Source organism: Streptomyces sp. LUP30 (assembly GCF_001746365.1).
Classification (GTDB): Bacteria; Actinomycetota; Actinomycetes; order Streptomycetales; family Streptomycetaceae; genus Streptomyces.
This window is the reverse complement of the sequence record NZ_MJAJ01000017.1, coordinates 18517-39116: the sequence shown is the minus strand read 5'-3', so window position 1 is coordinate 39116 and position 20600 is coordinate 18517. Positions and strand designations below refer to the sequence as shown.

42 protein-coding genes and 1 pseudogene are annotated in these 20600 nt (G+C 69.2%); 3 read left to right on the top strand and 40 right to left on the bottom strand.

Annotated features, from left to right (window positions below; all coding sequences use genetic code 11):
- Window positions 1-66: 66 nt before the first annotated feature.
- From BG482_RS16300 to BG482_RS41075, 14 genes are all read right to left on the bottom strand, one after another.
- Complete coding sequence (locus tag BG482_RS16300) at window positions 67-888, bottom strand: phosphoadenosine phosphosulfate reductase (protein ID WP_069769760.1); 822 nt, start codon at window positions 886-888, stop codon at window positions 67-69.
- Complete coding sequence (locus BG482_RS16295) at window positions 885-1088, bottom strand: hypothetical protein (RefSeq protein WP_069769759.1); 204 nt, start codon at window positions 1086-1088, stop codon at window positions 885-887. Before BG482_RS16295 ends, BG482_RS16300 begins: the two co-directional genes overlap by 4 nt.
- Window positions 1089-1104: 16 nt before the next feature.
- On the bottom strand, window positions 1105-1503 hold the full coding sequence (locus tag BG482_RS16290) for a hypothetical protein (protein WP_069769758.1): 399 nt from the start codon (window positions 1501-1503) through the stop codon (window positions 1105-1107).
- Between the two features lie 26 nt (window positions 1504-1529).
- Window positions 1530-1925 (bottom strand): hypothetical protein, encoded by a 396-nt coding sequence (locus BG482_RS16285; protein ID WP_069769757.1) that lies wholly within the window; start codon window positions 1923-1925, stop codon window positions 1530-1532.
- 24 nt (window positions 1926-1949) lie between these two features.
- The gene (locus tag BG482_RS16280; RefSeq protein ID WP_069769756.1) at window positions 1950-2171 is read right to left on the bottom strand and encodes a hypothetical protein; all 222 of its coding nucleotides are present in this window, start codon (window positions 2169-2171) and stop codon (window positions 1950-1952) included.
- Entirely contained in the window at window positions 2168-2440 is a 273-nt protein-coding gene (locus BG482_RS16275) for a hypothetical protein (protein WP_069769755.1), read from the bottom strand. The genes BG482_RS16280 and BG482_RS16275 overlap by 4 nt, the downstream gene beginning before the upstream one ends.
- A gap of 214 nt (window positions 2441-2654) precedes the next feature.
- Window positions 2655-2867, bottom strand: coding sequence for a hypothetical protein (locus BG482_RS16270; RefSeq protein ID WP_069769754.1), 213 nt, complete (start codon window positions 2865-2867; stop codon window positions 2655-2657).
- Window positions 2864-3025 (bottom strand): hypothetical protein, encoded by a 162-nt coding sequence (locus BG482_RS43970; RefSeq protein ID WP_176741392.1) that lies wholly within the window; start codon window positions 3023-3025, stop codon window positions 2864-2866. Before BG482_RS43970 ends, BG482_RS16270 begins: the two co-directional genes overlap by 4 nt.
- Window positions 3022-3753 carry a hypothetical protein gene (locus BG482_RS16265; protein WP_069769753.1) on the bottom strand — a complete coding sequence of 244 codons (732 nt, stop codon included), beginning with the start codon at window positions 3751-3753 and terminating at the stop codon, window positions 3022-3024. Before BG482_RS16265 ends, BG482_RS43970 begins: the two co-directional genes overlap by 4 nt.
- Window positions 3750-4751 carry a hypothetical protein gene (locus BG482_RS16260; protein WP_069769752.1) on the bottom strand — a complete coding sequence of 334 codons (1002 nt, stop codon included), beginning with the start codon at window positions 4749-4751 and terminating at the stop codon, window positions 3750-3752. The genes BG482_RS16265 and BG482_RS16260 overlap by 4 nt, the downstream gene beginning before the upstream one ends.
- A 72-nt stretch (window positions 4752-4823) precedes the next feature.
- A complete protein-coding gene (locus BG482_RS16255; RefSeq protein WP_141746613.1) occupies window positions 4824-5402 on the bottom strand; it encodes a hypothetical protein in 579 nt (192 codons plus the stop codon).
- Window positions 5403-5537: 135 nt separating this feature from the next.
- Complete coding sequence (locus tag BG482_RS43965; protein ID WP_176741391.1) at window positions 5538-5705, bottom strand: hypothetical protein; 168 nt, start codon at window positions 5703-5705, stop codon at window positions 5538-5540.
- Window positions 5705-6481 carry a hypothetical protein gene (locus tag BG482_RS16245; RefSeq protein WP_069769749.1) on the bottom strand — a complete coding sequence of 259 codons (777 nt, stop codon included), beginning with the start codon at window positions 6479-6481 and terminating at the stop codon, window positions 5705-5707. Before BG482_RS16245 ends, BG482_RS43965 begins: the two co-directional genes overlap by 1 nt.
- Window positions 6478-6951 (bottom strand): endonuclease domain-containing protein, encoded by a 474-nt coding sequence (locus tag BG482_RS41075; RefSeq protein ID WP_176741390.1) that lies wholly within the window; start codon window positions 6949-6951, stop codon window positions 6478-6480. Before BG482_RS41075 ends, BG482_RS16245 begins: the two co-directional genes overlap by 4 nt.
- A gap of 69 nt (window positions 6952-7020) precedes the next feature.
- Between BG482_RS41075 and BG482_RS16240 the strand changes: the two genes are divergently transcribed.
- Entirely contained in the window at window positions 7021-7230 is a 210-nt protein-coding gene (locus BG482_RS16240; protein WP_069769748.1) for a type II toxin-antitoxin system prevent-host-death family antitoxin, read from the top strand.
- Window positions 7231-7364: 134 nt separating this feature from the next.
- Here the strand turns inward: BG482_RS16240 and BG482_RS16235 are convergent, their stop codons facing one another.
- The 25 genes and pseudogenes from BG482_RS16235 to BG482_RS16120 form a co-directional block, all read right to left on the bottom strand.
- Window positions 7365-7679: a hypothetical protein gene (locus tag BG482_RS16235; protein WP_069769747.1), complete on the bottom strand. Its 315-nt coding sequence runs from the start codon at window positions 7677-7679 to the stop codon at window positions 7365-7367.
- A gap of 104 nt (window positions 7680-7783) precedes the next feature.
- Window positions 7784-8098, bottom strand: a complete 315-nt coding sequence (locus BG482_RS16230; RefSeq protein WP_069769746.1) for a hypothetical protein — start codon at window positions 8096-8098, stop codon at window positions 7784-7786.
- A gap of 14 nt (window positions 8099-8112) precedes the next feature.
- The gene (locus BG482_RS43960) at window positions 8113-8265 is read right to left on the bottom strand and encodes a hypothetical protein (protein ID WP_176741389.1); all 153 of its coding nucleotides are present in this window, start codon (window positions 8263-8265) and stop codon (window positions 8113-8115) included.
- Window positions 8265-8528 (bottom strand): hypothetical protein, encoded by a 264-nt coding sequence (locus tag BG482_RS16225; protein WP_069769745.1) that lies wholly within the window; start codon window positions 8526-8528, stop codon window positions 8265-8267. The genes BG482_RS43960 and BG482_RS16225 overlap by 1 nt, the downstream gene beginning before the upstream one ends.
- Before the next feature lie 58 nt (window positions 8529-8586).
- A complete protein-coding gene (locus BG482_RS16220; protein ID WP_069769744.1) occupies window positions 8587-8877 on the bottom strand; it encodes a hypothetical protein in 291 nt (96 codons plus the stop codon).
- A 395-nt stretch (window positions 8878-9272) separates the two neighbouring features.
- Window positions 9273-9551: pseudogene (locus tag BG482_RS45200) on the bottom strand (WhiB family transcriptional regulator); the annotation flags it as partial.
- Complete coding sequence (locus tag BG482_RS16210) at window positions 9548-10273, bottom strand: hypothetical protein (RefSeq protein ID WP_141746611.1); 726 nt, start codon at window positions 10271-10273, stop codon at window positions 9548-9550. The gene BG482_RS16210 and the pseudogene BG482_RS45200, both read right to left, overlap by 4 nt.
- Before the next feature lie 4 nt (window positions 10274-10277).
- The gene (locus BG482_RS16205) at window positions 10278-10505 is read right to left on the bottom strand and encodes a hypothetical protein (protein WP_069769741.1); all 228 of its coding nucleotides are present in this window, start codon (window positions 10503-10505) and stop codon (window positions 10278-10280) included.
- Window positions 10502-10810 (bottom strand): hypothetical protein, encoded by a 309-nt coding sequence (locus tag BG482_RS16200; RefSeq protein ID WP_069769740.1) that lies wholly within the window; start codon window positions 10808-10810, stop codon window positions 10502-10504. The genes BG482_RS16205 and BG482_RS16200 overlap by 4 nt, the downstream gene beginning before the upstream one ends.
- Entirely contained in the window at window positions 10807-11139 is a 333-nt protein-coding gene (locus BG482_RS16195; RefSeq protein WP_141746610.1) for a hypothetical protein, read from the bottom strand. Before BG482_RS16195 ends, BG482_RS16200 begins: the two co-directional genes overlap by 4 nt.
- Window positions 11136-11852: a 3'-5' exonuclease gene (locus BG482_RS16190; protein WP_069769738.1), complete on the bottom strand. Its 717-nt coding sequence runs from the start codon at window positions 11850-11852 to the stop codon at window positions 11136-11138. Before BG482_RS16190 ends, BG482_RS16195 begins: the two co-directional genes overlap by 4 nt.
- A 79-nt stretch (window positions 11853-11931) precedes the next feature.
- On the bottom strand, window positions 11932-12360 hold the full coding sequence (locus BG482_RS16185) for a hypothetical protein (RefSeq protein WP_069769737.1): 429 nt from the start codon (window positions 12358-12360) through the stop codon (window positions 11932-11934).
- Window positions 12357-13226: a hypothetical protein gene (locus tag BG482_RS16180; RefSeq protein ID WP_069769736.1), complete on the bottom strand. Its 870-nt coding sequence runs from the start codon at window positions 13224-13226 to the stop codon at window positions 12357-12359. The genes BG482_RS16185 and BG482_RS16180 overlap by 4 nt, the downstream gene beginning before the upstream one ends.
- Window positions 13223-14110, bottom strand: a complete 888-nt coding sequence (locus tag BG482_RS16175; RefSeq protein WP_069769735.1) for a PD-(D/E)XK nuclease-like domain-containing protein — start codon at window positions 14108-14110, stop codon at window positions 13223-13225. Before BG482_RS16175 ends, BG482_RS16180 begins: the two co-directional genes overlap by 4 nt.
- A complete protein-coding gene (locus BG482_RS16170) occupies window positions 14107-14394 on the bottom strand; it encodes a hypothetical protein (RefSeq protein ID WP_069769734.1) in 288 nt (95 codons plus the stop codon). Before BG482_RS16170 ends, BG482_RS16175 begins: the two co-directional genes overlap by 4 nt.
- Complete coding sequence (locus BG482_RS16165) at window positions 14391-14597, bottom strand: hypothetical protein (protein WP_069769733.1); 207 nt, start codon at window positions 14595-14597, stop codon at window positions 14391-14393. The genes BG482_RS16170 and BG482_RS16165 overlap by 4 nt, the downstream gene beginning before the upstream one ends.
- A complete protein-coding gene (locus tag BG482_RS16160; protein WP_069769732.1) occupies window positions 14594-14857 on the bottom strand; it encodes a hypothetical protein in 264 nt (87 codons plus the stop codon). The genes BG482_RS16165 and BG482_RS16160 overlap by 4 nt, the downstream gene beginning before the upstream one ends.
- Window positions 14854-15267, bottom strand: a complete 414-nt coding sequence (locus BG482_RS16155; RefSeq protein WP_069769731.1) for a hypothetical protein — start codon at window positions 15265-15267, stop codon at window positions 14854-14856. Before BG482_RS16155 ends, BG482_RS16160 begins: the two co-directional genes overlap by 4 nt.
- Window positions 15268-15320: 53 nt before the next feature.
- A complete protein-coding gene (locus BG482_RS16150; RefSeq protein ID WP_069769858.1) occupies window positions 15321-15602 on the bottom strand; it encodes a hypothetical protein in 282 nt (93 codons plus the stop codon).
- Complete coding sequence (locus tag BG482_RS16145; RefSeq protein ID WP_069740724.1) at window positions 15599-16033, bottom strand: hypothetical protein; 435 nt, start codon at window positions 16031-16033, stop codon at window positions 15599-15601. Before BG482_RS16145 ends, BG482_RS16150 begins: the two co-directional genes overlap by 4 nt.
- Window positions 16030-16359, bottom strand: coding sequence for a hypothetical protein (locus BG482_RS16140; protein WP_069769730.1), 330 nt, complete (start codon window positions 16357-16359; stop codon window positions 16030-16032). Before BG482_RS16140 ends, BG482_RS16145 begins: the two co-directional genes overlap by 4 nt.
- Window positions 16360-16528: 169 nt before the next feature.
- The gene (locus BG482_RS16135; RefSeq protein ID WP_069769729.1) at window positions 16529-16981 is read right to left on the bottom strand and encodes a hypothetical protein; all 453 of its coding nucleotides are present in this window, start codon (window positions 16979-16981) and stop codon (window positions 16529-16531) included.
- On the bottom strand, window positions 16978-17358 hold the full coding sequence (locus tag BG482_RS16130; protein WP_141746608.1) for a hypothetical protein: 381 nt from the start codon (window positions 17356-17358) through the stop codon (window positions 16978-16980). Before BG482_RS16130 ends, BG482_RS16135 begins: the two co-directional genes overlap by 4 nt.
- Before the next feature lie 87 nt (window positions 17359-17445).
- A complete protein-coding gene (locus tag BG482_RS16125) occupies window positions 17446-17637 on the bottom strand; it encodes a hypothetical protein (protein WP_069769727.1) in 192 nt (63 codons plus the stop codon).
- The gene (locus tag BG482_RS16120; protein ID WP_069769726.1) at window positions 17634-17858 is read right to left on the bottom strand and encodes a helix-turn-helix transcriptional regulator; all 225 of its coding nucleotides are present in this window, start codon (window positions 17856-17858) and stop codon (window positions 17634-17636) included. Before BG482_RS16120 ends, BG482_RS16125 begins: the two co-directional genes overlap by 4 nt.
- Before the next feature lie 258 nt (window positions 17859-18116).
- Between BG482_RS16120 and BG482_RS16115 the strand changes: the two genes are divergently transcribed.
- Together BG482_RS16115 and BG482_RS16110 are read left to right on the top strand one after the other, a co-directional pair.
- The gene (locus tag BG482_RS16115) at window positions 18117-18563 is read left to right on the top strand and encodes a helix-turn-helix transcriptional regulator (protein WP_069769725.1); all 447 of its coding nucleotides are present in this window, start codon (window positions 18117-18119) and stop codon (window positions 18561-18563) included.
- Between the two features lie 13 nt (window positions 18564-18576).
- Window positions 18577-19116 (top strand): hypothetical protein, encoded by a 540-nt coding sequence (locus BG482_RS16110; RefSeq protein ID WP_069769724.1) that lies wholly within the window; start codon window positions 18577-18579, stop codon window positions 19114-19116.
- On the opposite strand, the gene BG482_RS16105 is transcribed toward BG482_RS16110, so the two are convergent.
- A complete protein-coding gene (locus BG482_RS16105; RefSeq protein ID WP_069769723.1) occupies window positions 19049-20578 on the bottom strand; it encodes a recombinase family protein in 1530 nt (509 codons plus the stop codon). The genes BG482_RS16110 and BG482_RS16105 overlap by 68 nt on opposite strands.
- Window positions 20579-20600: the final 22 nt, after the last annotated feature.

The following is a 20600-nucleotide window of genomic DNA, read 5'->3' as shown; positions in this document are numbered from 1 at the left end:
GGTCCTCCTGTGGTGGGATCGGGGTAGCCGGCCGGCCGTGGCTCCAACACGGCCGGCCGGTCCTGGTCAGGTGAAGCAGTAGCCGGAGTCACAGGCGCCGTCGGCCTCGTCGAACATCGGCAGCAGATCCACGCCCTCCGGGATCGCCTGGCGAAGCGGCCGGTTGAAGCGGGTCAGGTAGACGTGGTCCTTGCCCAGCTCGTCACGCCGCTCGTTGAGGAGTTCTTCGAGCTGGCACGACTTCTCGAACAGCTCGGGCTCGTCGCGGCGCTGGTCGTGCCAGGTCTCCGGGCGGTGGAACGGGCAGAAGAAGCAGCTGGACTTGGGCGGCACCGGGAGGCCCGCGTCGCGGATGATCCGCGCGCAGTCGGTACGCCGCAGCCCGAGGTCGAGCAGCGGGTACGTGATGACCTCGTGCGGCTCGGTGCGCCGGTTGTTCGCCCGGTGGATCTCGTCGACGCTGATCCCGATCCCGATCGTTGCGGGGGTCGCCTCGGTTGCGCCGCGCCGCTTGAGTTCCTTCCCGATCACCTTGATCTTGAAGTCGGCGGTGCACGAGCGCTGGCCTGGTGCCCCGTTGGACATGCGGACGGGGATGGGCAGCGAACGGGAGCCCTCGCGGGTGAGACGCCCCCACAGGGTTTCCACGGTGCCGTCGCGCTTCACTCGGTCCAGCACGGCCAGCTCTATGCCGTGCTCGGCGGCGAACGGGCGGGCGTACTCCTCGACGTACCGGAGCGTGCCCGGGTTCTCGGAGTCGTCGCCGACGTTGGCCATCAGGAACAGCGGGAAGTCGATGCGGCCCTGCGCGGCGAGGACGAGGAGCGCGGTGGACTGGACGCCCCCCCCGTAGCTGATCGACCGGAGGTCGGACGCGCGCCCGTTCACGGCTGCCTGCTGTCGGCCGCACCAGACACGGCAGACGCGGCGGGGCGGGTGTTGTGCTCCGGGCAGGCAGTGCCGCCGTTGGGGTCGTCCCAGCCGAGTTCCCGGCGGGCGTCCTCGGCGTCCTCGTGGGTGTCGTAGCGGCCGTCCATGAATCCGTGGCAGACGTCGCACTGAACTTCGTAGCTGGCGTTGATCGGCATCGGATCTCCTTCGCGGTCAGGCGGAGCGGGGGCGGTCGGGCTGGCAGGGGACGAGGTTGGAGTGGGCGTCCTTGCCGCAGCCGCAGCGGTAGCCGGTGGGGCCGTAGGCGAGCGGGTCGGGCGCGGCGGGGTCGACGGGCGTCAGCCGGGCCGGGCAGAACAGGGCGCTCATCCCCTCGGCCAGGTTGATCCACATGAACGAGCCCTCAGTCAGGCCCGGGTCCGTGCGGAAGAAGCAGTCGGCCAGCTCCGGACGGCCCTTCTCGGTGAGGATCGGCTTCAAGTGCGGGATCGCGTGCTCGGTGACGGCGTTGATCGCCGCGCCGCGGTCGGTGAAGTCGACGGTGATGGGTGGGACGGGCCAGGCGGGTCCAAACTCGACGAGGTAGGTGGTCGCGGCTGGTGTGCTGGTCATGGCGTTGGCCTTCCGGTGTGGGCGGGTCAGACAGCGGGGGTGGGGTCGACTTCGGGGTGGGTGAAGCGGACGGGCTTGCCGAGGGCGCGGGCGTAGGCGATCTCCGCGCGGGTGCTGTCGCCGATGTAGTTCCCGACGACGAGGACCTCGTCGGCGAGGCGGATCTTGGCCCGGTGTAGCTGGTCCAGGCGGCCCTTGAGTCGTTCCGCCTCCAGCGGGTCGGACCACAGGGCGTGAGGCTGCTTCATGTCGCAGCCGGGCTTGACGACGATCCGTCCTGCGGCGGTCTCGTGGAGGTCGGCCTTGGTCATCTCCTGCATGAAGCGGGTGCTGCCGCAGATGGCGACGATGGTGGGGATGTTGAGGCGCTTCTTGCCGTCGGCGAGTTTCTCTTCGGGGGTGAGGAGTTCGGGGTAGCTCACGGTGGTGTCCTTCGGGTGGTGAGGTCAGGCGGCGTCGACGGCGCGGAGGTGCCGTCTCTGGTCGGCGCGTTCGTCTTCGTCCCAGACCCAGCCGTCGAGTGCGGCGAGGAGGTCGGCGACGTGCTGTGCCTGCTCCTCCGGGGTCCACGGCCGGATGGGGCGGGGCTCGGGCGGGGGCGGCGGGAGTGCGTGGCCGAACGTGCCGGTCGGGATCGCCTCGGCGAGGAGCCGCTCCAGCGGGGTCACCGGACGTCCTCCGGCCCGTCGATGGCCAGTTGGCCGGGAACCTGCATGACGGGCTCGGGCGGCATGAGGGCATCGAGGGCGGCCTGGTGCTCGGTGTCGCCAGACGCGCAGATGACCTTGCGGTCGGCGGTGATCGTCCAGCCCTGGGAGTGGATGGCCTTTCGGGCGTCGTCGAGGCTGGGGAAGTGGGCGGTGTACTCGTCTTCGTCGTAGGCGTAGCCGCAGATGTCGCAGGCGACGGTGATGCAGGTGTGGTCGGCGATGGTCACTGGTCCTCCAGCGGGAGTTCGGTCTGGCCGGGCTGTGGGTTCACAGGCGCGCTTCTGAGGCGTTGCGGGGGCCTGGGTGGCAGTCCGGGGCCCCCTGACCCTGTACGGGCCTCCTGGGGCTTCCCTGCGAGCTTCCTGGCGCATGTGGGGCCGAACCCGGAAGGCGACGGATGCTTGAGACGGCGGCGGCAGCCCGCACACCGAAGGACGGCGGTCATCGGCTCGTCCCGTTCACGACGCGGGCGATCTGCAGGGCGTGATTGGTCCCGCACCAGCCGCACTCGTCACCGCCACGCTCGGACGGGTCAAGCATGGGCAGGCAGCCCAGCCAGTCAGCCAGGTACTCCACGACTTCCGGCTCCAGCTGGGCATCCGGGTTAGCGCGCAGGCGTCGGGCCGCGTTGGCGAATTCGGTCTCGGGCTTCATCGGGACTCCTCGGTGCGGTTGGTCTGGTTCCAGGCGGTGTGGCGTGCGTCGTGGGATTCGATGGGCAGGCGCCGGCCGCGGGGGCTGGTGCAGCGGGATCCGGGCGGGGCGCCGCACCAGGGGCAGCGGATCGACCAGGCGGGCGGGTTGCTGCTCATGTGCCGGTCTCCTCGGTGAGCTGCTGCTGGAACTGTTCGAGTTCGGCGCGCTGCTCGGCGGTGAGCTGGTTGAGGTGGGCGGCGGAGGCTTCCTTGCGGGCGGCGATCTGCGCGCTGTCCTCGCGGGGCAGGTCGTGCGCGTCGCGTGCGGCACGGCGGCGGGCGGCGTGGGCGACGGTGCGGGGGCGGCCGTTGCTGCGGCAGTGCTTGCCGAGGGGCGCGAGGCAGGCGGGGCACGCCACGGTGAGCGGGCCGACTCGTACCGGCCGGCGGGTGCTGGTGGGGTCGTCTCCGGGTACGTCATGGCCGACGGCGGCGAGTTCGCGCATCAGCCGCGGGTCGGGGCTGCCGGGGCCGAGTGCGCGGAGTCCGGTGTCGGGTCCGATGCGTCCGTCAGCGAGAGCGGCGGTGCGGGCGCGGAGCCGGTTGAGGTACTGCTGGGGGGTTTCGTCGGGGTCGCCGTCGTAGCGGAGGTTGGCGACGCGTTCGCGTCGGGCCCGCTTGGCGATGTCGATGAGGTCGACCGCGGTTACCCGGAACCGGTCCTGCGGCTGGCGGGCGGCCATCTCCTGGTAGAAGACCGTGAGTGCGGCTTCGGCGTCGGCGAGCGTGAGGCCGGCTGCGGAGAGGTCGGCGGACCAGGCGAGGACGTCGGCGTCTCCGACGATGCGTTGGTCGCGGGCCGCGGCGAGGCCGAGGATGCGCCCCGCGTCTTCGAAGGTGATCACTGGTTCTCCTGGTTCTGGGCGTCGGCGAGGGCTTGGAGGCGGCGGCCGGTGTCGACGGCCTGTTGGACGCGGAGGTCCGTGGTGGCTGGGCGTTGGGCGCCGGGCTGGAAGCGGAGGACGTTGTCGCCGACGGCGGCGGGGAGTTGGCTGGCTGCTGGCTGCTGGGGTGCGGCTTCGGGTTCGAGGGATTCCCAGTCGGCGATCCATGCGCTGGCGCTTCCGGGCAGGCCGCGGTAGTTGGCGTTGCCGACGGCCATGGCGACCATGGGGGCGATGCCGATGCGGTCCCGGACTTGGCGGGTGCGTTCGATCTGGGAGGGCTGGAGGTTCCAGCTGACGCCGGTGAGTCCGGCTTCGGCGATGGCGCGTTTGAGGTCGCCGAGGGTGTCCCAGGAACGGATCGGTGGATCGGCTTCGCGCCCGCGTGCTGCAGCAGGGGTACTTCCGGAGGAAGTACCCGGCAAAGGCGTGGTAGTGGCATGGGTATGTGTGACACCGTCAGCAGGCGTGCGGTGTGACAGCACGTCCTGACCTGCGGTTGGTTCCGAAAAGTGGGGGTCTTTTCGAGGACGATTCGTCTTCGATTCGTCTTCGAATCGATTCGTTTTCGTCGACGATTCGTCTTCGGTTCCGGCGGCTTTTCGTGCCGCGCGGCTCTTCGCAGCGCGGTCGGCGGCGGCGTTCTTGTTGGCCTCGTACTGGGCGCGGGTGGTGTTGCGGCCGGCCTCGAAGAAGTCGTGGACGACGTAGTCGCCGGCGCTCGGCTGCGGGCAGCGCTCGCAGGTGTGGCCGTGTTCGTGCCACAGGCCGGTCTTGACGAGCTTCGCGGCCTGTGGGGCGGTGCCGTACATCTGGGCGATGGGGCCCGGGATGATGCCCTCGGTGAGGTGCTGGGCGCTGTAGGAGCCGCAGCGCAGCCAGAGACCGAGCGCGGCGTTTCCAGCCCTCATGAACTTGGGGTGGGAGTGCGCCTTGTCATCGATCTTGAACCAGGGCATCGGTGCTTCTCTCGTTCGTTCTGATCTGGGAGAGAGGCGGGGCCGTCGCGGTGGACGGCCCCGCGGGTGGTGCTACTTGGGCTCGGGGTACGCCTCAGGGGTCGCTCCGCCGGACTTGAAGGCGAGCGTTTGGACTTCCTGGCCAGCCCGGTAGAGGTTCCACGCCTTGATCACCAACGCGGTCATGTACGCCTCGTCGGGGCGGCCGGTCCCCTTGGCGAGGTTCTCCACCACACGACGCAGGGCGTAGACGGGGTCACCGGGCATCAGGCCAGCGCCGTCGCAGAGGCGGGCGAAGAAGAAGGCGCAGTCGCCCTGATCGATCTGGTTGAAGAGCCAGTGACACAGGCCGGCGGTGCTGGACGTGAGGCGAACGGAGCTCCTGACGCGGCCTGCGATCTCGGCGGAACGCCGCAGTTCGGGGTGCTCTTCGAGGACCTTGAGGAGCTGGCGGTGCGTCGGGCGCGCTTCCCCTGCAAGCCTGAGGTTGCGGCGGGCTCCGTGCTTCCACACGAAGACGCGGAGAAGGGCGGCGGCCAGGGAGACGTAGTGCTCCTCGCCGCGGAGTTTGAGGACGTCGCCGAGGCTGCGCTTGGCGCCGGTGTCCATGGTCTCCTGCGTGCTGTCGAGCAGGTTGGAGACGACGAGCATGCGGATGGTGGTGTTGGCGGTGGCGACGGCGCTGAGGCGGTGCTGGCCGTCGAGGAGCGCGCCGCCGATGACGGGCGGGTTGTCGAGGAGGACGATGTCGCCCTTGGCGAACTTGATGCTCTGGCCGTCTTCGACTCAGTTCCCGTCGCGCATGTCGGCGGCGTAGCCGTTGACGACGCGCTCGCGGAGGTTGCGGTTGTGGGTGTTTTGGGCGAGCCACTTCTTGGCGAGGTCGGGAGTGATGTCGACGACGGTGTAGATCGGGCCGTCGTGGGTGGTGCTGGGTACGATGGGGTTGTTCATTACTTCTCCTGTTCGAGGGAGTTGGCGACGTCGGTGAGGGCGTCGGAGATGTTGTGGAGGCTCGTCGCCCACCAGCGGCGGGCCTCTTCGCTTGTCTGGGCCTGGTCGAGGTGCATGGCCTGGATCAGGCGGGTGGTGTTGTCCAGGGCACCGAGGAGTTCGGGCATCTGGTGGTGGGTGGTGTCCCGGTTCCTGGGGAACCGGTCGTCTTCGGTGAGGCGGACGAGACGTTCGGCGGTGCGCGCGAGGTCGCGGCCGGCGTCAGTGAGGGCCTCGGGGAGGGGGCGGCGCTTCGGCTTCGGCGGCGGGGTGACGGCTGCTTCGAAGCCGGGGCCGGCGGGCTGGACCCAGTCGTCTCCGTCGAGGAGGGCGTCGTCGGGCTGCTGCCGCTGCTCGTATGTCTCGCGGACGGCGGCTGCGGTGGGCTTGCCGTCGGTGCGCTCGACGGTCTCGGCCCAGACCTCGGCGCGCTCCGGCTCCGGCACACGGCCGAGCTCGCGGGCCTGGCTTTCGGTGGCGGGGGCCGTGACACCAATTGGTGTCACGCTGTCCACGACCTCGGCTGCCTGGATCATGCGGTTGGCGTGGGTCTTGCTCATCTGCCACCGCTGCTGGCAGTAGTCCTCGAAGGTGCCATGCCCGGCGCGGTACAGACGCCGGTCGCGGATGTCGGCGAGCGCCATGCCTACCTCATAGAAGGTCTTGATGCCGCGCTCGATGACGGCCTCATGCTCGGTAAGGGCGCTGCTCTCGGAGGCGGTCAGGATCTCGGTCACGCTTGCTCCTTGGGGATACGAATGCGGTGCGGTCCGAACATGTGCAGGAGCCATTGCCAGGTCCGGGGTTCGCGGTAGTAGCCCTTGCGGGGGAACCAGAGGTCTCCGCTGCGCTCCCAGAGGCCGTTGATGCCATCGCTCACGCCTGCACCGTCATCCGGTTCCGGGAGCGTGAGCGGCTGAACGAAGCGCGCATACCAGGGCGCGGCCAGGTATGCAGCCTGCTCGGCCGCCGGGGTACGCCCTTCGGGAAGAGTCGTGTTGCAGGGCGGGCAGAGGAGTCCTCGTACAGCCCACTGGCCGACCTCGTGGTCGTGATCGATGACCAGCTTGCGGCGCCACGTGCTGGGGCCTGGCGTACCGCAAATCTGGCACCGGTTCCCCGCTTCGGCCACGAGGGCTTCGTAGTCGGCGCAGGTCAGGCGGTAGCTCTTGTGTTGGCACGAGCGGTGCCATTCACCTTGCTTCACGGGTACATCATAGCGCTTATGTACATGTAGCCCATAGAGCCTTTGAAGGGTTTGCGTTACCATCTCGCTATGACCGCGCCAAAGATTGAGCACGAGGAACGGATCGCCGACGTCCGCAACTCGTTCGCCGACGCCGTGGGCCGTGCCCGCTACAGCGACGAGACGACCGTGCTGACCAGTCGCGGCAAGCGGGTGGCCGTGATCGTGGGAATGGACTTCTACGAGCGCGCACTGGCTGCGCTCGGCGAACAACGCGTGCTCGCCACTCCCGAGTCCTGACACCACTCCTCCTCTCTTCTCCTTGGCCCCGCCACGGCGGGGCTTTGTCGTGTGCGGCTACTGGCCGATGGGTGCGTTGCAGGCGCCGCAGAAACCACGGCCGGGGCTGACGGGGGCGTGGCAGCGGGGGCAGCTCATGCGGCCCTCCCGGCTTGTGCGGCGCGGGTGCCGCGCCAGACGGCGACCGCGCTCTTCTCTCCGGTGGGCCGGCTGCTGCGGTCGAAGCCGCAGTGTTCGATGAGGCCGTCACGGGCGAGGGCTTGCGCGAAATTGCCCCAGTCGGCGCGGGGACATGGCGGCTCGGGAAGCTCGTACTCCTTGGCGACTTCGAAGGTGGTGAACCGGCGGCCGGTTTCGGCGACCTGGACGAACGCGGGTCGGACGGTGTCGGCCCAGGCGTGGTAGTCGGGCGGTGGGATGGTGCCGTCGAGGGTGGGTTGTACGGGCATCGGGTCCTCCGATCTGGCGGGGTGGTGGGGCGCGGGAGGCGGTGGGGGAAGGGCCTCCCGCGCCCCGTGGGCGGCCGTGGGGGAACGGCCGCCGGGGAGGGTGGCTAGGAGACGCTCGGGATGAGCAGCCAGGACGGCTCGCCGTAAGCGGCCACCCCGAGCGCGACCGTGGCGGCCTTCAAGTCCCGGTCCCAGGTGGCGTACTGCTCGGGGGTGGCCTGCTGGGGGTTCACGGTCTCGGCGTCGCCGAGGTCGGCCTCGGTGCACTCGGTGACGAGGAACGTCATCTCGCGGTCGTACCTGCCGGCGCGGAGGTGGCCGACCTCGGTTCCCTTGGGGATGCTGCGGTCGAGGGTGTCCTCGTCGGTGTCGGGGATCTGGATGCCGTAGGCGAGGTAGGCGGAGGTGAAGTAGCCCATGTCGTGGGTGCCTTTCAGAGGAGGTCGTCGAGGATGAGTTCGCCGAGCCAGACCAGGACGAAGACCACCGCCCCCGTGATGGCGGCCCAGTGGCGGCTGTCGGTGGCGACGTAGGTGATCCCGGACCCGCAGGCGCCGAGGACCAGGCCGACGAGGAAGCGGGCCATCACTCGCTGCTCCCGGCGTGTGTGGGGCAGAAGTCGTCGCCGTCGTCGGTGTGCTCCCAGCCCTCGTTGTTCACGAGGTGCTGGCGGGCCACGGCGAGACGCTCACGGCTCCTCATCTCCGCCGAGACCATGTACTCGCCGGTGTTCTCGACGCCGCAGTGGTCACAGAAGACGGTGATCTGGCTGGGGTAGCGGGGGTCGTCCATGTCGCGGACGATCGCGTTGACCACGTCCGGGGTGAGGGTGTTGGGCTGGTCGGTCATCGTGTTTCCTTGGGGTTGGGCCCCGGCCGGTTGCTGCGGCCGGGGCTGCTCTGCGGGGTCAGGTGGTCTTGTCGACGGCGGCCTGTGCCGCGCGGTAGACGTGCGGGCTGGACCTCCTCTTGCCGGACGCGACCGCGCGGGCGTCGTGCACCCGCGAGTCGGAGATCGGCGACGGCGTCGTCCACGCCCCGACCGGATAGCCCGGACCCGGCTGCGGCTCCGGCAGGCCGCGCAACGCGTTCGGGGTGTGCAGTGGGCAGCACAGGCCGACCAGGAACATGCGCACGCCGCCCGTTGCCGCGCAGTAACGGGACTCGGCGCCGATCCAGTGCGCACACGAGTCGCTCATACCGTGGCCTTCGTGGTTCCGGTGCGTCGGAGCCGGTTGTCGGCGTCCGTATTCGCCTGACGGCACGCAGGGCACGACTTCGTCTTCTCCCTCAAGTGCTTCTGGTAGCCGCCCGTGGTCCCGCACCGGGTGCGCTCTTCCTCATCCGCGAGGTGCACGCTCAGTACGCAGCCGGCGGTCTTGCAGGTCCGCATGACCTTGCCTGTCGGCCACACGCCGCGGTCGAGGTAGAAGGAGACCTGGTTCGGGGTGTATGTGACGTTCTGGAAGCGGACGCCGAGCCCGCCGACCCACAGTCGATGCCCGTCGACGTCTTCGGTGTAGGCGGCCATCGATTCGGCGAGGGTCATGGGTTGCGCTTTGGAGCGCGAGGTGCCGGTGAAGGCGTCGATGCTGGCCCGGTTCGAGGGGTTGTTGCTGCGCACCTTGCGGCGTTCGTCTTCGGTGAGGCCGCCGAAGATCCCGGAAGGAATGCCCTCGTCGAGTGCGAACGTGAGGCAGGCGTCGATGGAGGGGCAGCGCCGGCACACGGCTTTTGCTTGCTCGATCTGGACGGCGCACGGGCCGGTGGTACCGGTAGGGAAGAACAGCTCGCTGGGCTCGTGGCGGCATGCGGCGTTGTCGCGCCAGTCGGGTTTGCGGACCGGCGCGGGGCTGGTGTCGGTGGCGGTCATGCGGCGACTCCCGAGAAAATCCGGCTGTACAGGTGGTCGGCGCGGCGGATCTGTGCGTCCGCGGCGTGCTCGCCGGCCACGCACCATGCGGCGCCGCAGGTGGGCAGGACGCGGCCGATCGGCTCACGCCCGTGGGCGAGAGCGAACCCGACTCGGCGGGCGGAGTGGTTGCGCTGGCCGTGGACGAGGTTCGGCATGCCGTCCCGCAGCGGGCCCGCCCACCTGGCGTGCCCGCCGTGCACGGGCCGCACCAGAGCCGCCCAGCACTCCCCGATCGGCAGGGCGATCCGCGACCAGGCAGGGAACCCCAGTTCCACGCGGATGCGGCCGACGTAGTGCGGGTCGGTGTGCAGGCGCCGGCCGATCTCCTTGTTGGAGTGGCCTTCGGCGAGGAGCGCTACCACGTCGGCGCGTGAGGCGTTGCGTCGGCGGGTGGACGGCCTTCGGATGCGGGTGTCGGGGTTGGCGTGCCGCAGGGGGGCGTCCATGAGGTGGGCACCGGCCACGCAGCGGGGGATGCCGCATGCGGGGTGGACGGGGCCGTCGGGCTGGCGGCCGTGGTGGAGGCGGAACGCGACGCGGTAGGCGGTCTCTGGTTTTTCGCCGGCGACGACTTTCGGGGACTGGTTGCTGGCGGTCGGGCCGGTCCAGTGGGCGTGGCCGAGGTCGTCGAAGACGGCGAAAGCCCAGTAGGCGTCTTCGACTTGTTGGGTGAAGGGCATCACGTCACCTCCGGGTGTTGGTGGGGCAGTCGGTGGTCGTCGGTCGCGGCGGCGTCGCGCGCTTCGTTTTGGGCTGGGTGGGGAGTAGGCCGAGGGCGTCGAGGAGTTGGCGGCAGTCGTCGGCGTCGACGGCTTGGGCGGCCGTGTAGCGGGCGGCTGCCAGCTGCTCGTCGCGGGTGTTCGCGGACAGGGCGAGCCGCTCGAAGTGCGGGAGATCCGACCACTCACTCACGGCGCCACCCCCGCGGTGTGGACGGTGGTGTGGCCGTAGTCGCAGCGGTGGGCGCCGTCGTGGACGACGACCGGGACCGTGCGCTGGCAGCCGATGCAGTGCCGGAACGCGGTCGCAGGCCAGCCCGTCCCGGCGAGGGCGGGGATCAGGTGGTGGCCGGGGACCTCGACCTCGATCCGGCGCGGGGCACGCGGGCCACGGTGCTCGCCGCGGCGGCCGCCGGTGACGGCGTAGCGGACGAGACCCACAGCGCCGACGAACGACACAGACAGGGCGGTGACACCGGCGTGGATGCGGTCGTTCACGACGTCGCCCCGTTCTGGCGGAGGTCGTGCAACTCGCGCGTGTCCGCGACATGCGACGTCTGCAACACGTCGATCTGGTCCGCCAGCTCGCGCAGGGCCCGACGCGCCAGGTTCAGTTGACGGCGCAGTTCAACATCCCCCTGGACCGGCTGCGCCTGGAACACGGGCGCGTCCGGGTGCCTGTCGCGGAGGCGCTCCAGTTCGGCAGCCTGGCGGCTGTTGGCGGCCTGGCGTTCCGCGGCGAGCTTCTCTGCCTTCTCCAAAGCGGCGGCGGTGCGCTCGTAGCGGGTTTGCAGGGCGGCGTACTTAGAGGCGCTGACGAGTCTCATGCGCCACCGCCCGTCGCGGCCGGGCGCAGCGGCCACGAGCCGTCGATGACGTCCGGCTTGCCCTTGCTCCGCAGGTGCTGCTGGAAGTCTGCGGCCCACTCGGCGTGCCAAGCAGCCTGTGCCTTGTGTAGTTCCCACACCGGCATCTCGGCCAGCCGCGGATGCATGTTGCCCAACCGCCAGGCGATCCGGCATGCGGCGATCGCGTCGGCGTCAGCGGAGTGGGCGCCGTCGAGCTTCACCCCGTAGTGGGCGCAGAGGTGGGTCAGCGTCCGCTTTCCCGCCCGGTAGGTGTCGACATGCTTGTCGATCACGCGGGGGTCCACGACGTGGAGTTCGTCGCCGACGACGTCGGTGAGGGGCTGGACGCCGTGCCTGCGGGCCTCGCGGTCCAGCAGGGTGAGGTCGTAGGGGGCGTTCATGATGACGATGGGCGTGCCCGCGAGGACGACCTGCGTCAGGGCGGCCACGATCTCCTCGACGCCCTCTGCGGCGTCCTGCCCTTCCGTCTTGGCCTTCTCGGTGGTGATGCCGTGAACCGCGGCGGCGGCTTCCGGGATATCGACACCGGGGTTGATCAGCCACTTCGCAGCGATGGGCGGTGTGTTCCCGCCGACTTCGACGATGCAGGCGGTGACGATGCGGTCCTGCTCGACGTCGACGCCCGTCGTTTCCAGGTCAAAGCCGCAGAGGCGGCCGAGATGCCAGCTCATGTGGTTCTCCGTTCAGGGGTGTGGTTGCCTTGGGCGGGGCGCCCCCGATATCCGCGGGGGCGCCCTCTCGTGTGCGGGCTCAGAACGGCAGGGGTTCGGCGTCCCTCTTGGCGCGGCGGACGGACGGCGACTCCCACACCGCGTGGGCGTAGGCGGCCCCGAAGAGTTCCTCGTTGTGGGCGTCCACCTCGCGGTCGACGTTGAGACCGACGGAGTCGAGGTATTGGGCCAGGCCGCGGGCGTGCTGGTGGGCTTCGTCGCTCTCGCTGTGGGCGAGGCCATCCGCAATGTGCCGGATCAGGGCAAACCGCATGGTCTGGATCGTGTGCCGGTACGCGGCAACATCAGCCGCGCCGGTCTCGCCCGCCGCGAGGGTGGCGTGGACTTGGGCCATCCGCAGATGGAAGTCGGTGGCGACCGGGTCGACCGGGTGCTGCGTCTCAGGGCTGCTGACGAACGCCCCCTGGCTCAGGTGCCGTTCGGCCTCGGCACGGTGGCCGGTACTCATGCGCCACCGCCAGGCTGCGCCGCCATCGGCCACTCCTGCTTGCCGGGCGCTGCAGTCTCCGGGGTCGCCTGCTGCTTGATCTCGTCGACCGTCACCCGCGGCAGCGGGAACTCCTCGTCCGCCGTGACCTCACCGCGCTGGATCGACTGGAACGCCACCAGCAGCTGCGCCACGTCGTGCTCCGTCCACTTCCCCGACGGCCGGCCGAGCTTCGTCTCGATGCGGTCCTGCACCACGCCGATCCCCTCGAACGCGCGGATCGCGTCGGCGATGCGCTGCGGGAGCGGCTTGCCTCCGCCGTCGGCCAGCGTCTTGGTGCAGATCTGCTTGGCCTCTTCGACGAACCACGGGGGGAGGATCGCGAAGATCGCCTCACGGACACGGCGGGCACCGTTGTTGGCGTTGTTCTCGTAGATGTCCCGCATGTCGGTGAGCTGCTTCGGGCCGCCCTTCTGGTCCCTCTTGTGAGGGACGATGAAGGTGGAGGAGTTGCGGGAGTTCTTTTCGACGTCCCAGGCGAAGGCCTGCATCTCGGACTGCGCGTACTCGTCGTCGCGGCGCATCTCGACGAGCCCGTACTGGATGTTGCCCCAGCAGCGGGCCAGCTCTCGGGCGAGGTGCACGGAGGCGCCGGTGATGTTTCCGGAGCCGCGGGAGTAGCGGAAGAACGCGCGCTCGGCGAGGAACATCTGCTGGCAGGACTGGCGCATCTCGGAGATCGCCGAGTTGATGTCGCGTGGGACTTGCTGGGCGACGACGATCGCGGCCTGGACCTCGGCGACGGCGCGAGACTGCTCGACGGCCGTCCCTTGGCCGATGCGGGCGGGGGCTGCGGCGGGCGCTTGGCGCTCGACGGGGTAGCTCACAGGTACTCCTCGGTGTCACGGATGGCAGCCCAAGTGGGCAGGGAGAGGTAGGCGATCTCGTCGCTGTAGCCGGGCCAGACGCCCGACTCTGTGCACTCGGCGAAGACTTCGAGCGCGCGTCGGTTGCGGGCGGCGCCGATACGGCGGGCCTCGGCGTCCATCTCGACGACGGTCACGAGGTACGGGGCGGTCTTCTCCTGGCAGACGAAGACGAACGCGGCGCTGTCGTCGGCCAGGTTCAGGGCACGGGCGGCGGCCCGGTACCAGTCGTCTTGCTGGTGGTAGCCGAACTCCTCCACCGCCCGGGCGAGCGCGCCCGGTTCGGCGGAGCGGCAGGTCTTGTAGTCGGGGATGATGAGCCGCCCGGAGCGGGCGTCGGGCAGCCAGTCGAAGCGGGCCCGCCGCATGACGCCGGTGGGGCGGTCCCTCCAGAACAGGGACTGCTCGGGCTTGCCGCGGGCCGGGTCGAAGAGGACGGAGGCGACGGGGTGGCGGCGTAGGGCGTCGGCCATGTCGTGGACCTGCTGGTACTCGGCAGGCTTCAACGGGATGCCGCCTTCGTCGCGGATGGCTGCGACCTCGGCCTTGACGGCGGTGGTGGTCCACTTGTCGGCATCGACCTGGACGAGGTCGGGGCCTTCACCGAGGACGAGCTTGTGGGCGGCGGTGCCCAGCTCGAACGTCTTCTTCGGCTCCTGGGGGTTGTCTTGGGCGTGCCGGAAGAGAGCGGGGCAGGACGGGGGGAGGAGCAGGCGGGCGCCGCTGGAGGAGAGGCTGCCGCGGTCGGCGTGGTACTCCTCGTTGGTCATCTGGTAGATGCCGGGCTCGGTGATGACCGGGCCGGCGGCCGAGGCCGGAGCCTCGGCCTGCACGGTCGTCGTCATCCGGCGGTACCGCCCCTCGTGGGCTTCACGCCTGCGGCCTGGTACCACTCGTGGAATTCGGCGGAGCCCATGCCGGTCTCGGAGCCGTCGACGGCGGCCTGCATGGCGGTGGCGGCGGTGAGGGCGAGCGTGGCGTGCACCTGCGCCTCGGCGAGGTCGGCCATGCGGTACGCGATCCGCTCTTCGCTCGACAGGTGGGCCTTCCAGCCCGTGTCGGCGTTGGCCCACGAGTTGGCCTGGTCGGTGAGGCGCTCGGCCTCGCGGTAGTGCTCGGGGCCGGTCATGAGTGACGGTCCTTTCGGTGGCAGGGGCAGGGGAAGGGCAGCCAGGTGGTGGCGGCGGCGGTGGCGAAGCAGCCAGCCGTCACGCACACGGCCCACGCGGTGAGCGGGTTGCCGATGGGTAGGAGGCTGGCGGCACAGGTGGCGGCGCAGGCGATGGCGGTGACCGCGAGGACGTAGCCGACGATGGGGATGTAGCGGCTCACCGGCCACCCCCGGCGATCACGTACCGGCGGTCGTTGACCATGCCGTGCTCGACCAGAAACCCTTGCCGGGCCAGCACTTGCAGGTCGCCTCGGGCGGTGGACCGGCAGCAGCCCCACCCGTTCTCGCGGTACAGGCGCATCACGTCGCCGGTCTTCCACACGCCGCCCTGTTCCTCGATCACGCTGAGGAGCTGACGGCGGCGGCGGTGGAGGACGGCCTGCTTCTGCCGGTGGACGAGGGCCTTCATCGCGGTGCTCATGCGGTCACCTCGGTCCACTTGCCGGAGTCCCAGTCCGGACCGGTCATGCGGAAGATCAAGCACGTGCCGTCGGTTTCGATCAGCCAGCCGATCGCCGTCAGAACACCGCTGACGGGGTGGGGGTCCAGGGCGAGGACACGGAACCGGTCGCCCCGGTACTCGTAGGTGTGGTCGACCTCGAAGAAGCCGGGGTCGGGGAGCATCCGCAGGTTGTCGGGGCGGACCGCGCCACGGCTGATCTTCGACGCCATGCACAGGACCGCGTTGGCCTGCGTCTCGGCCTTTCGGGTGTTGCCCGCCCGGAACTCGCGAGCCTTCTTCACCAGCCACGCCGTAACCTCCGCCAGCGCCTTAGCACGGCCGTGCGCGTCGTGCTCGGCGAGGAACGCGCGCGCATCCGCCTCGTACATCGACCCGGAATCACGGATGCACTGCACGATGTACTCAGCCCGCTCAGCCGCCCTCACGCTGCACCGCCCGGGGCCTGCTCGCCACGGGTGACGTTCCGGATCGTCCGGATGTCCGCCTCGTGCGCCGACAACTGCAGCGTCCACCGCCCGTCGACCTCCGCGTGGAACTTGATCCGGGCGCCCTCGGAGTCCGCAGCGAACGCCCCGTCACCGAGCGCGGCCACCCGCGTGCGGAGGCTGTCGTGCGACACCTGGTGCGCGATGACCGTCTCGACGTGCCCGGACTGCCAGGTGACCTCGTACACCTGCACCGGAACGTTCTCGTAGTGGCTCATGCGGTCCACCGCCGGTCGGTCTGCTCGGGCAGCGGGTTCGCCTCGAAGTGGCGGCGGGTCGGCAGCATCGCTGGGTGCTTGATGTCCGACGCGCCCTTCGCGAACCGCGACGTGCGGTGCTCGACCTCCTTCAGCTCCGCCAGCAGACGACGCACGTCGTGCATGTGGACCTGAACCTGCGCCGAGTCCATGCACGCCGCGTCCTCGACCTGCTCCAAAGCGGCGTCCAACTCGCCCTCACGAGCCACACCACAGACCACGCCGGCCAACTCGTCGAGCGCGTCGATGATCGCGTCGCGGTCCTTCGGCTCCGACCAGTGCTGCACCAACTGCACAAGCGTCTCGTTGCGGATCTGGTCGACACGCAGCACACCGTGCAGAGCATCTGAACCGGTGTTGAACGACAGACCGGGCTTGCTGGAGTGGTTCATCGGACACTCTCCGAGGGAGCAGGAACGAGGAGGGCAAGCAGCGCGGTCGCAGTGATCGCGGTGTCGCGCAGGGAAAGGGCGGCGTACAGGCGGGTCTCAGCCGCCAACTCGCGGACGTCGAACCGGGCATTCGCCACCCGCACCAACACCGCATCCAGACGGCCGGCGTCCACCACACGACGCACAGCGGGCCGCGGATCGAAGTCCGCGAGATCCGCGTCGCAGGTCAGGTACAGCAGCGAGCAACCCGCCGCATACGCGCCGACGGCTCCGAACACGGCACTGACCGGGGTCAGATCGGCGAACAAGAAGAGGAGGACGTTCACCGTTGGCCACCCGCCCGAGCAACCCGGCGCGCCAACATCCGCGCCTTGATCTGCTCCTGCAACGGCTGCGTCCACTCGTGCCAGCCGACCGGCTTCTTCCACTGCTGGCAGTGCAGACGCTTCGGGATCCCGCACCACCGGCAGGCGGACGGCTCGACCGTGGCCCGCGTCATCGGGCACCGCCCGTCTCGGGCCGGTAGCCGCACTCGTCGGGGCCGTGGTCCGTGTTGCAGCCGGTGCACCACTCGTCCGGTCGACCCGTCTCGGGCAGGTCCCGGCCCGTGCGGTAGCTGTGATGCACCAGCGCGTAATGCTCGCCGTCGACCACCAGCTCCCGCAGAGCCTGCGTTGGCGCGATCCGCTGCGTGATCCCGTCCGGCGTCACGTCCTCGCGGCGGGACCGCAACTCCCGCACCGCGTCGTCGAGCGCCTCGTTCGTCGAGTGCCGCTCCTCGCGAAGCGCAGCCACCTCAGCCCGCAGCGACTTCAACTCCGCCGCCACCTCCGGCGACATGTGCCGGCCAGCCGCGTCGACCGCCAGAGCGATCCCCATCGGCGTCCGGTCCTGCTCCTGCGCCCGACAGATCAGATCCGCCAGCGAATTCAGCGCCTTCGTGTTCATCGCTTCACCGCCGCAGCGATCTCGTGCATCACCGGCGCGTCCGACGCCTGCGTCACCGACACGAACACCGGCACCACCGGGAACCGAGGCGAGTCCGTCCACGTCGACGTGGCCAGCGTCCACACCGTCTGCCCGTGCGGCAGATCCACCTTCGTGACCGTCCCGCCCATGACGTACAGCCACTCGCCCAGGACATCCATGTCCGTCGCCGTCACCAGCACCCGGTCCCACAACGCCTGGTGGGCGACGTGACGGTCCGCCTGCGGCAGCTGCTGGTAGTCGACGGTGGAGCGGTAGGAGAAGTCGTTCCGCTCCCGCAGCTGGCTCTGCTCGTACCAGTCGAGCTCCACTGCGGGGGTCTGCAATGATGTGGCCATCGAAGGCCTCACTTTCTGAGTTGAGTGGGGTTGCCGATCAAGGGCCGTCAGCCGGGCAAGGAGGGCGGCCCTTCGGCGTGTGATGAGTCAGGCGGCGACGGCCGCAGGCTCGGCAGGTACCGCCGGCCTGGGAGCCGGGATCTCGCCGCCGGGGTTGGTCATGATGCGGCGGAGCTTCTCGACCAGTTCGTCGCTGGGCTCGGGTGCTTCTTTCACGCGGGCGTGGATCTTGGCGACGGTGGCGGGGCCGAGGATCGCGAGGCGTTCTTCGCGGGTCATGCGGCGACCTCTACGGGCACGCGCTTGATGACGCGTCGGAGGTCGAGGTCGTACTGCTCGGCGAAGCGCATGGCCGAGTTCAGGTCGGGCTGAGCCTCGCCGCGGACGATGCGAGATACGGACGATTCGGCGATACCGGTCCGGCGGGCGATCGCAGCGTTGTGGTGGTCGCCGCGCTGCTTGGCGGCTTCGAGGAGCTTGGGAACGTCCAGTCGGAACACGTAGTCACCTCCCTCTATGGGGGGTTGGCAGGAGTTGTCACTGGTGGGCGGGGGTTCCTTGCTCACGAGGGAGACTCTGCCACGCTTCTTGCTTGCGCGCAAGGGTGGTTTCGCATATGCCGAGGTAAATGTTCGTTCGAACATGCGTTCCAGGCGTGCGGCGAGCTGCATTGATGCAGGTCAGTGACCCAAATGCGACCCTTGCGCCTCAGCAAGTTTCTAGCTATCTCCCTATCTAGGGAGGTAGAGTCACGGGACATGACCGATGCGACCCCCACGCGCGCGCAGCGATTCCGCGACATCGTTGTGCCAGCCGCCGAACGAGCCGGCTACACCGGCCGCGGCGCCAAGGCGAAGTTCGCGCGAGACACCGGCATGACCGAATCCAGCGTCGGCCGCATGTTCAGCGGCCAGACGATCCCAGAGCCCCGCTTCTTTCAGGCCATCGCCGACGCCCTCGGCGTACACCCCGGCGAGTTCTTCGTGCAGAGCGGCCTCATGTCACCCGAATCCCTTCAGTCACTGTCCGAAACGGATCGGTCGCAGGTAGGCTCTGCCCTTACTCCGGAAGAAGCGGCCGAGGGGCTCGGAATTCGGGACGAAGTAGGACGCCAACTTTTCTACGCAACCATTGAGCGTCTCAAGCGTCTTGAGGACGAGTCCCCCGACACCGCCGACAACGGAGGGACGGCAGCTCAGATGTGAAGCGGGGGTGTGCATGAAGTTCACGGGCGGCACGCGAGCCACGGCAACAGCGGCGGGAACGGTACTGCTCGGAGGTCTAGCCCTCACCCTCTACGGCATCGTCCTCGACGACTACACCCGCGCCCTCGGCGGCACCTGCCTCACCGTTACGGCCTGCACCGCAATCGTTCTCGTCACCATCCGCCGCTGGATCGCCGACACCAGCAATGAACGCCTCGACCTCGCCACGGCCGAACGCAGAGCCCAAGACGAATACGCAAGCTACATCGCCCTCAAGGCGGCCCTCGAAGTCGAACAGGGCCGCCTACGGCAGGACATCAGCGCAGAATCAGCCGCGCTCACCGAACGCCTCGCCGTCGAACGCCGCAAAGCAGAAGAAGACTTCGAGGAGCAGCGCGCCACGCTCATCTCGCAGACGATGGAAGCCACCGTCCAGATGTTCCACAACGGCAAGTTCGCCCCCGACGTAGCCGCCGCCGGGAAGCTCATCCCCTTCCCCCAGCAGGAGCCCCAGCGTCAACGGGCTCGGGAGCACGGAGTCGTTGGGCCCTGAACCCGGGCTCGCCGAAGAACGCCAACCCGATACGGCCCTCGTCCAACGGGCGCCGACCAGACACCCGGGCGCGATACAGTCTCACCGTGACGATCTCCTTGATGATCGCCCGCTTCTGATCCAGCGTGAGCCCCCGAACCGCCGGCCTCCCCTCACCCTCAGGTCGTCCGTTCCACACCACATCCGGGTCATCAGACTCCAACATCCGCAACACCAGCGGAGACACCCGCGTGTAGGTGCGCAACTTCGCCCGTGCCGCCTCCAACTGCGGCATCAGCCGTGCCTCCATGCCAGCAAGTGAGGCAGCAGACAGCCTGAACCGGCCGGCTTCCGCGTCATACTCCTCAGCCTGCGCCCGCGCATCCCGAAGCTGCTCCTCATACGCGTTGATCAGCTTCTGTGCGGAGGCAGCCATCTCCTTGACCTTGTCATCCGCAGGGACCAACGCCGCCCGAGCCTTGGCCTTATCGGTGAACCATGCGATCAACGCCTCCTCCACATACGCGTCCAGGCGGAACTCCGCGATGCTGGTGTCGTTCTTCTCGCTGCAGCACAAGCCCGGCTTCCGCTTCGCGCTCCCGGACAGATGACGCAGCACGACATGGTCGCCGCACTCTCCGCACAGAGCGAGGTACGACAACAGGTGCGCCACTTCCGAGCCGCGCTGCATGATGCGTGACGGGTCGGTGAGCTTCGCTGTGACCCGGTTGAACATCGCCCGGCCCTCAGGCGTCTCCAGCCCCTTGATCGGAGCCCAGACGGCTTTCAGGTACTGGCCCTTGTGGGCCCTCTCGCCGAGGTAGGCGCGGTTCATCAGGACCGACCGGGCGAACTTCTCATCCCACGGCTTCCCGTCCGGCCGCGCGGCCTCAGGAACGGAGTTCAGCCACCTGATGAGCGACCTGAGGGAATGCCCTGCATCGACGCGCTGCATCGCCTGGAGCACGAACGGCCCGCGGACCGGGTCTTCGTCCTGCCCGGTGCAGCGTCGGCGCCCGCTGGAGACCTGGTACGTGCGCACGTACCCGTACAGCAGCTTTCCGTGGGGGAGGCCAGCTTGTGCTTGCGAGGTGGCTGCGCGGAGGTTGCCGTCGCGGATGCCCTCGGCTTCGTCCTCGGCGTCGACGGCGTGCATCGCAGTGGCTTTGAGGTCGTCTCTGCGGGAGAGGTCGTAGACCTGTCCGTTGTAGCAGAGCAGGGTGTTCGTGGCGCGGAGTACTTTGCGGAGGCGGACGTAGGCTTCGAGGTCGCGGTAGTAGCGGCGCCTGCTGGCTGAGGTGTCGGTGTCCTCGAACTCGCGCTTCACGTGCCAGCTGTGGCTGTTGCACAGTTTGCGGCCGGTTGCGAGTTGGTCGGAGACGGAGCTGCCTGTGCCGTCGCCATCGCTGTTTCGTCCGTAGAGGTACGCCTCGAACTGGGTGCCGGGGAAGACCAGGTGCAGGTACTCAGGCGCGTAGGGCATGCGCCGATGCTAGCGAACTTAT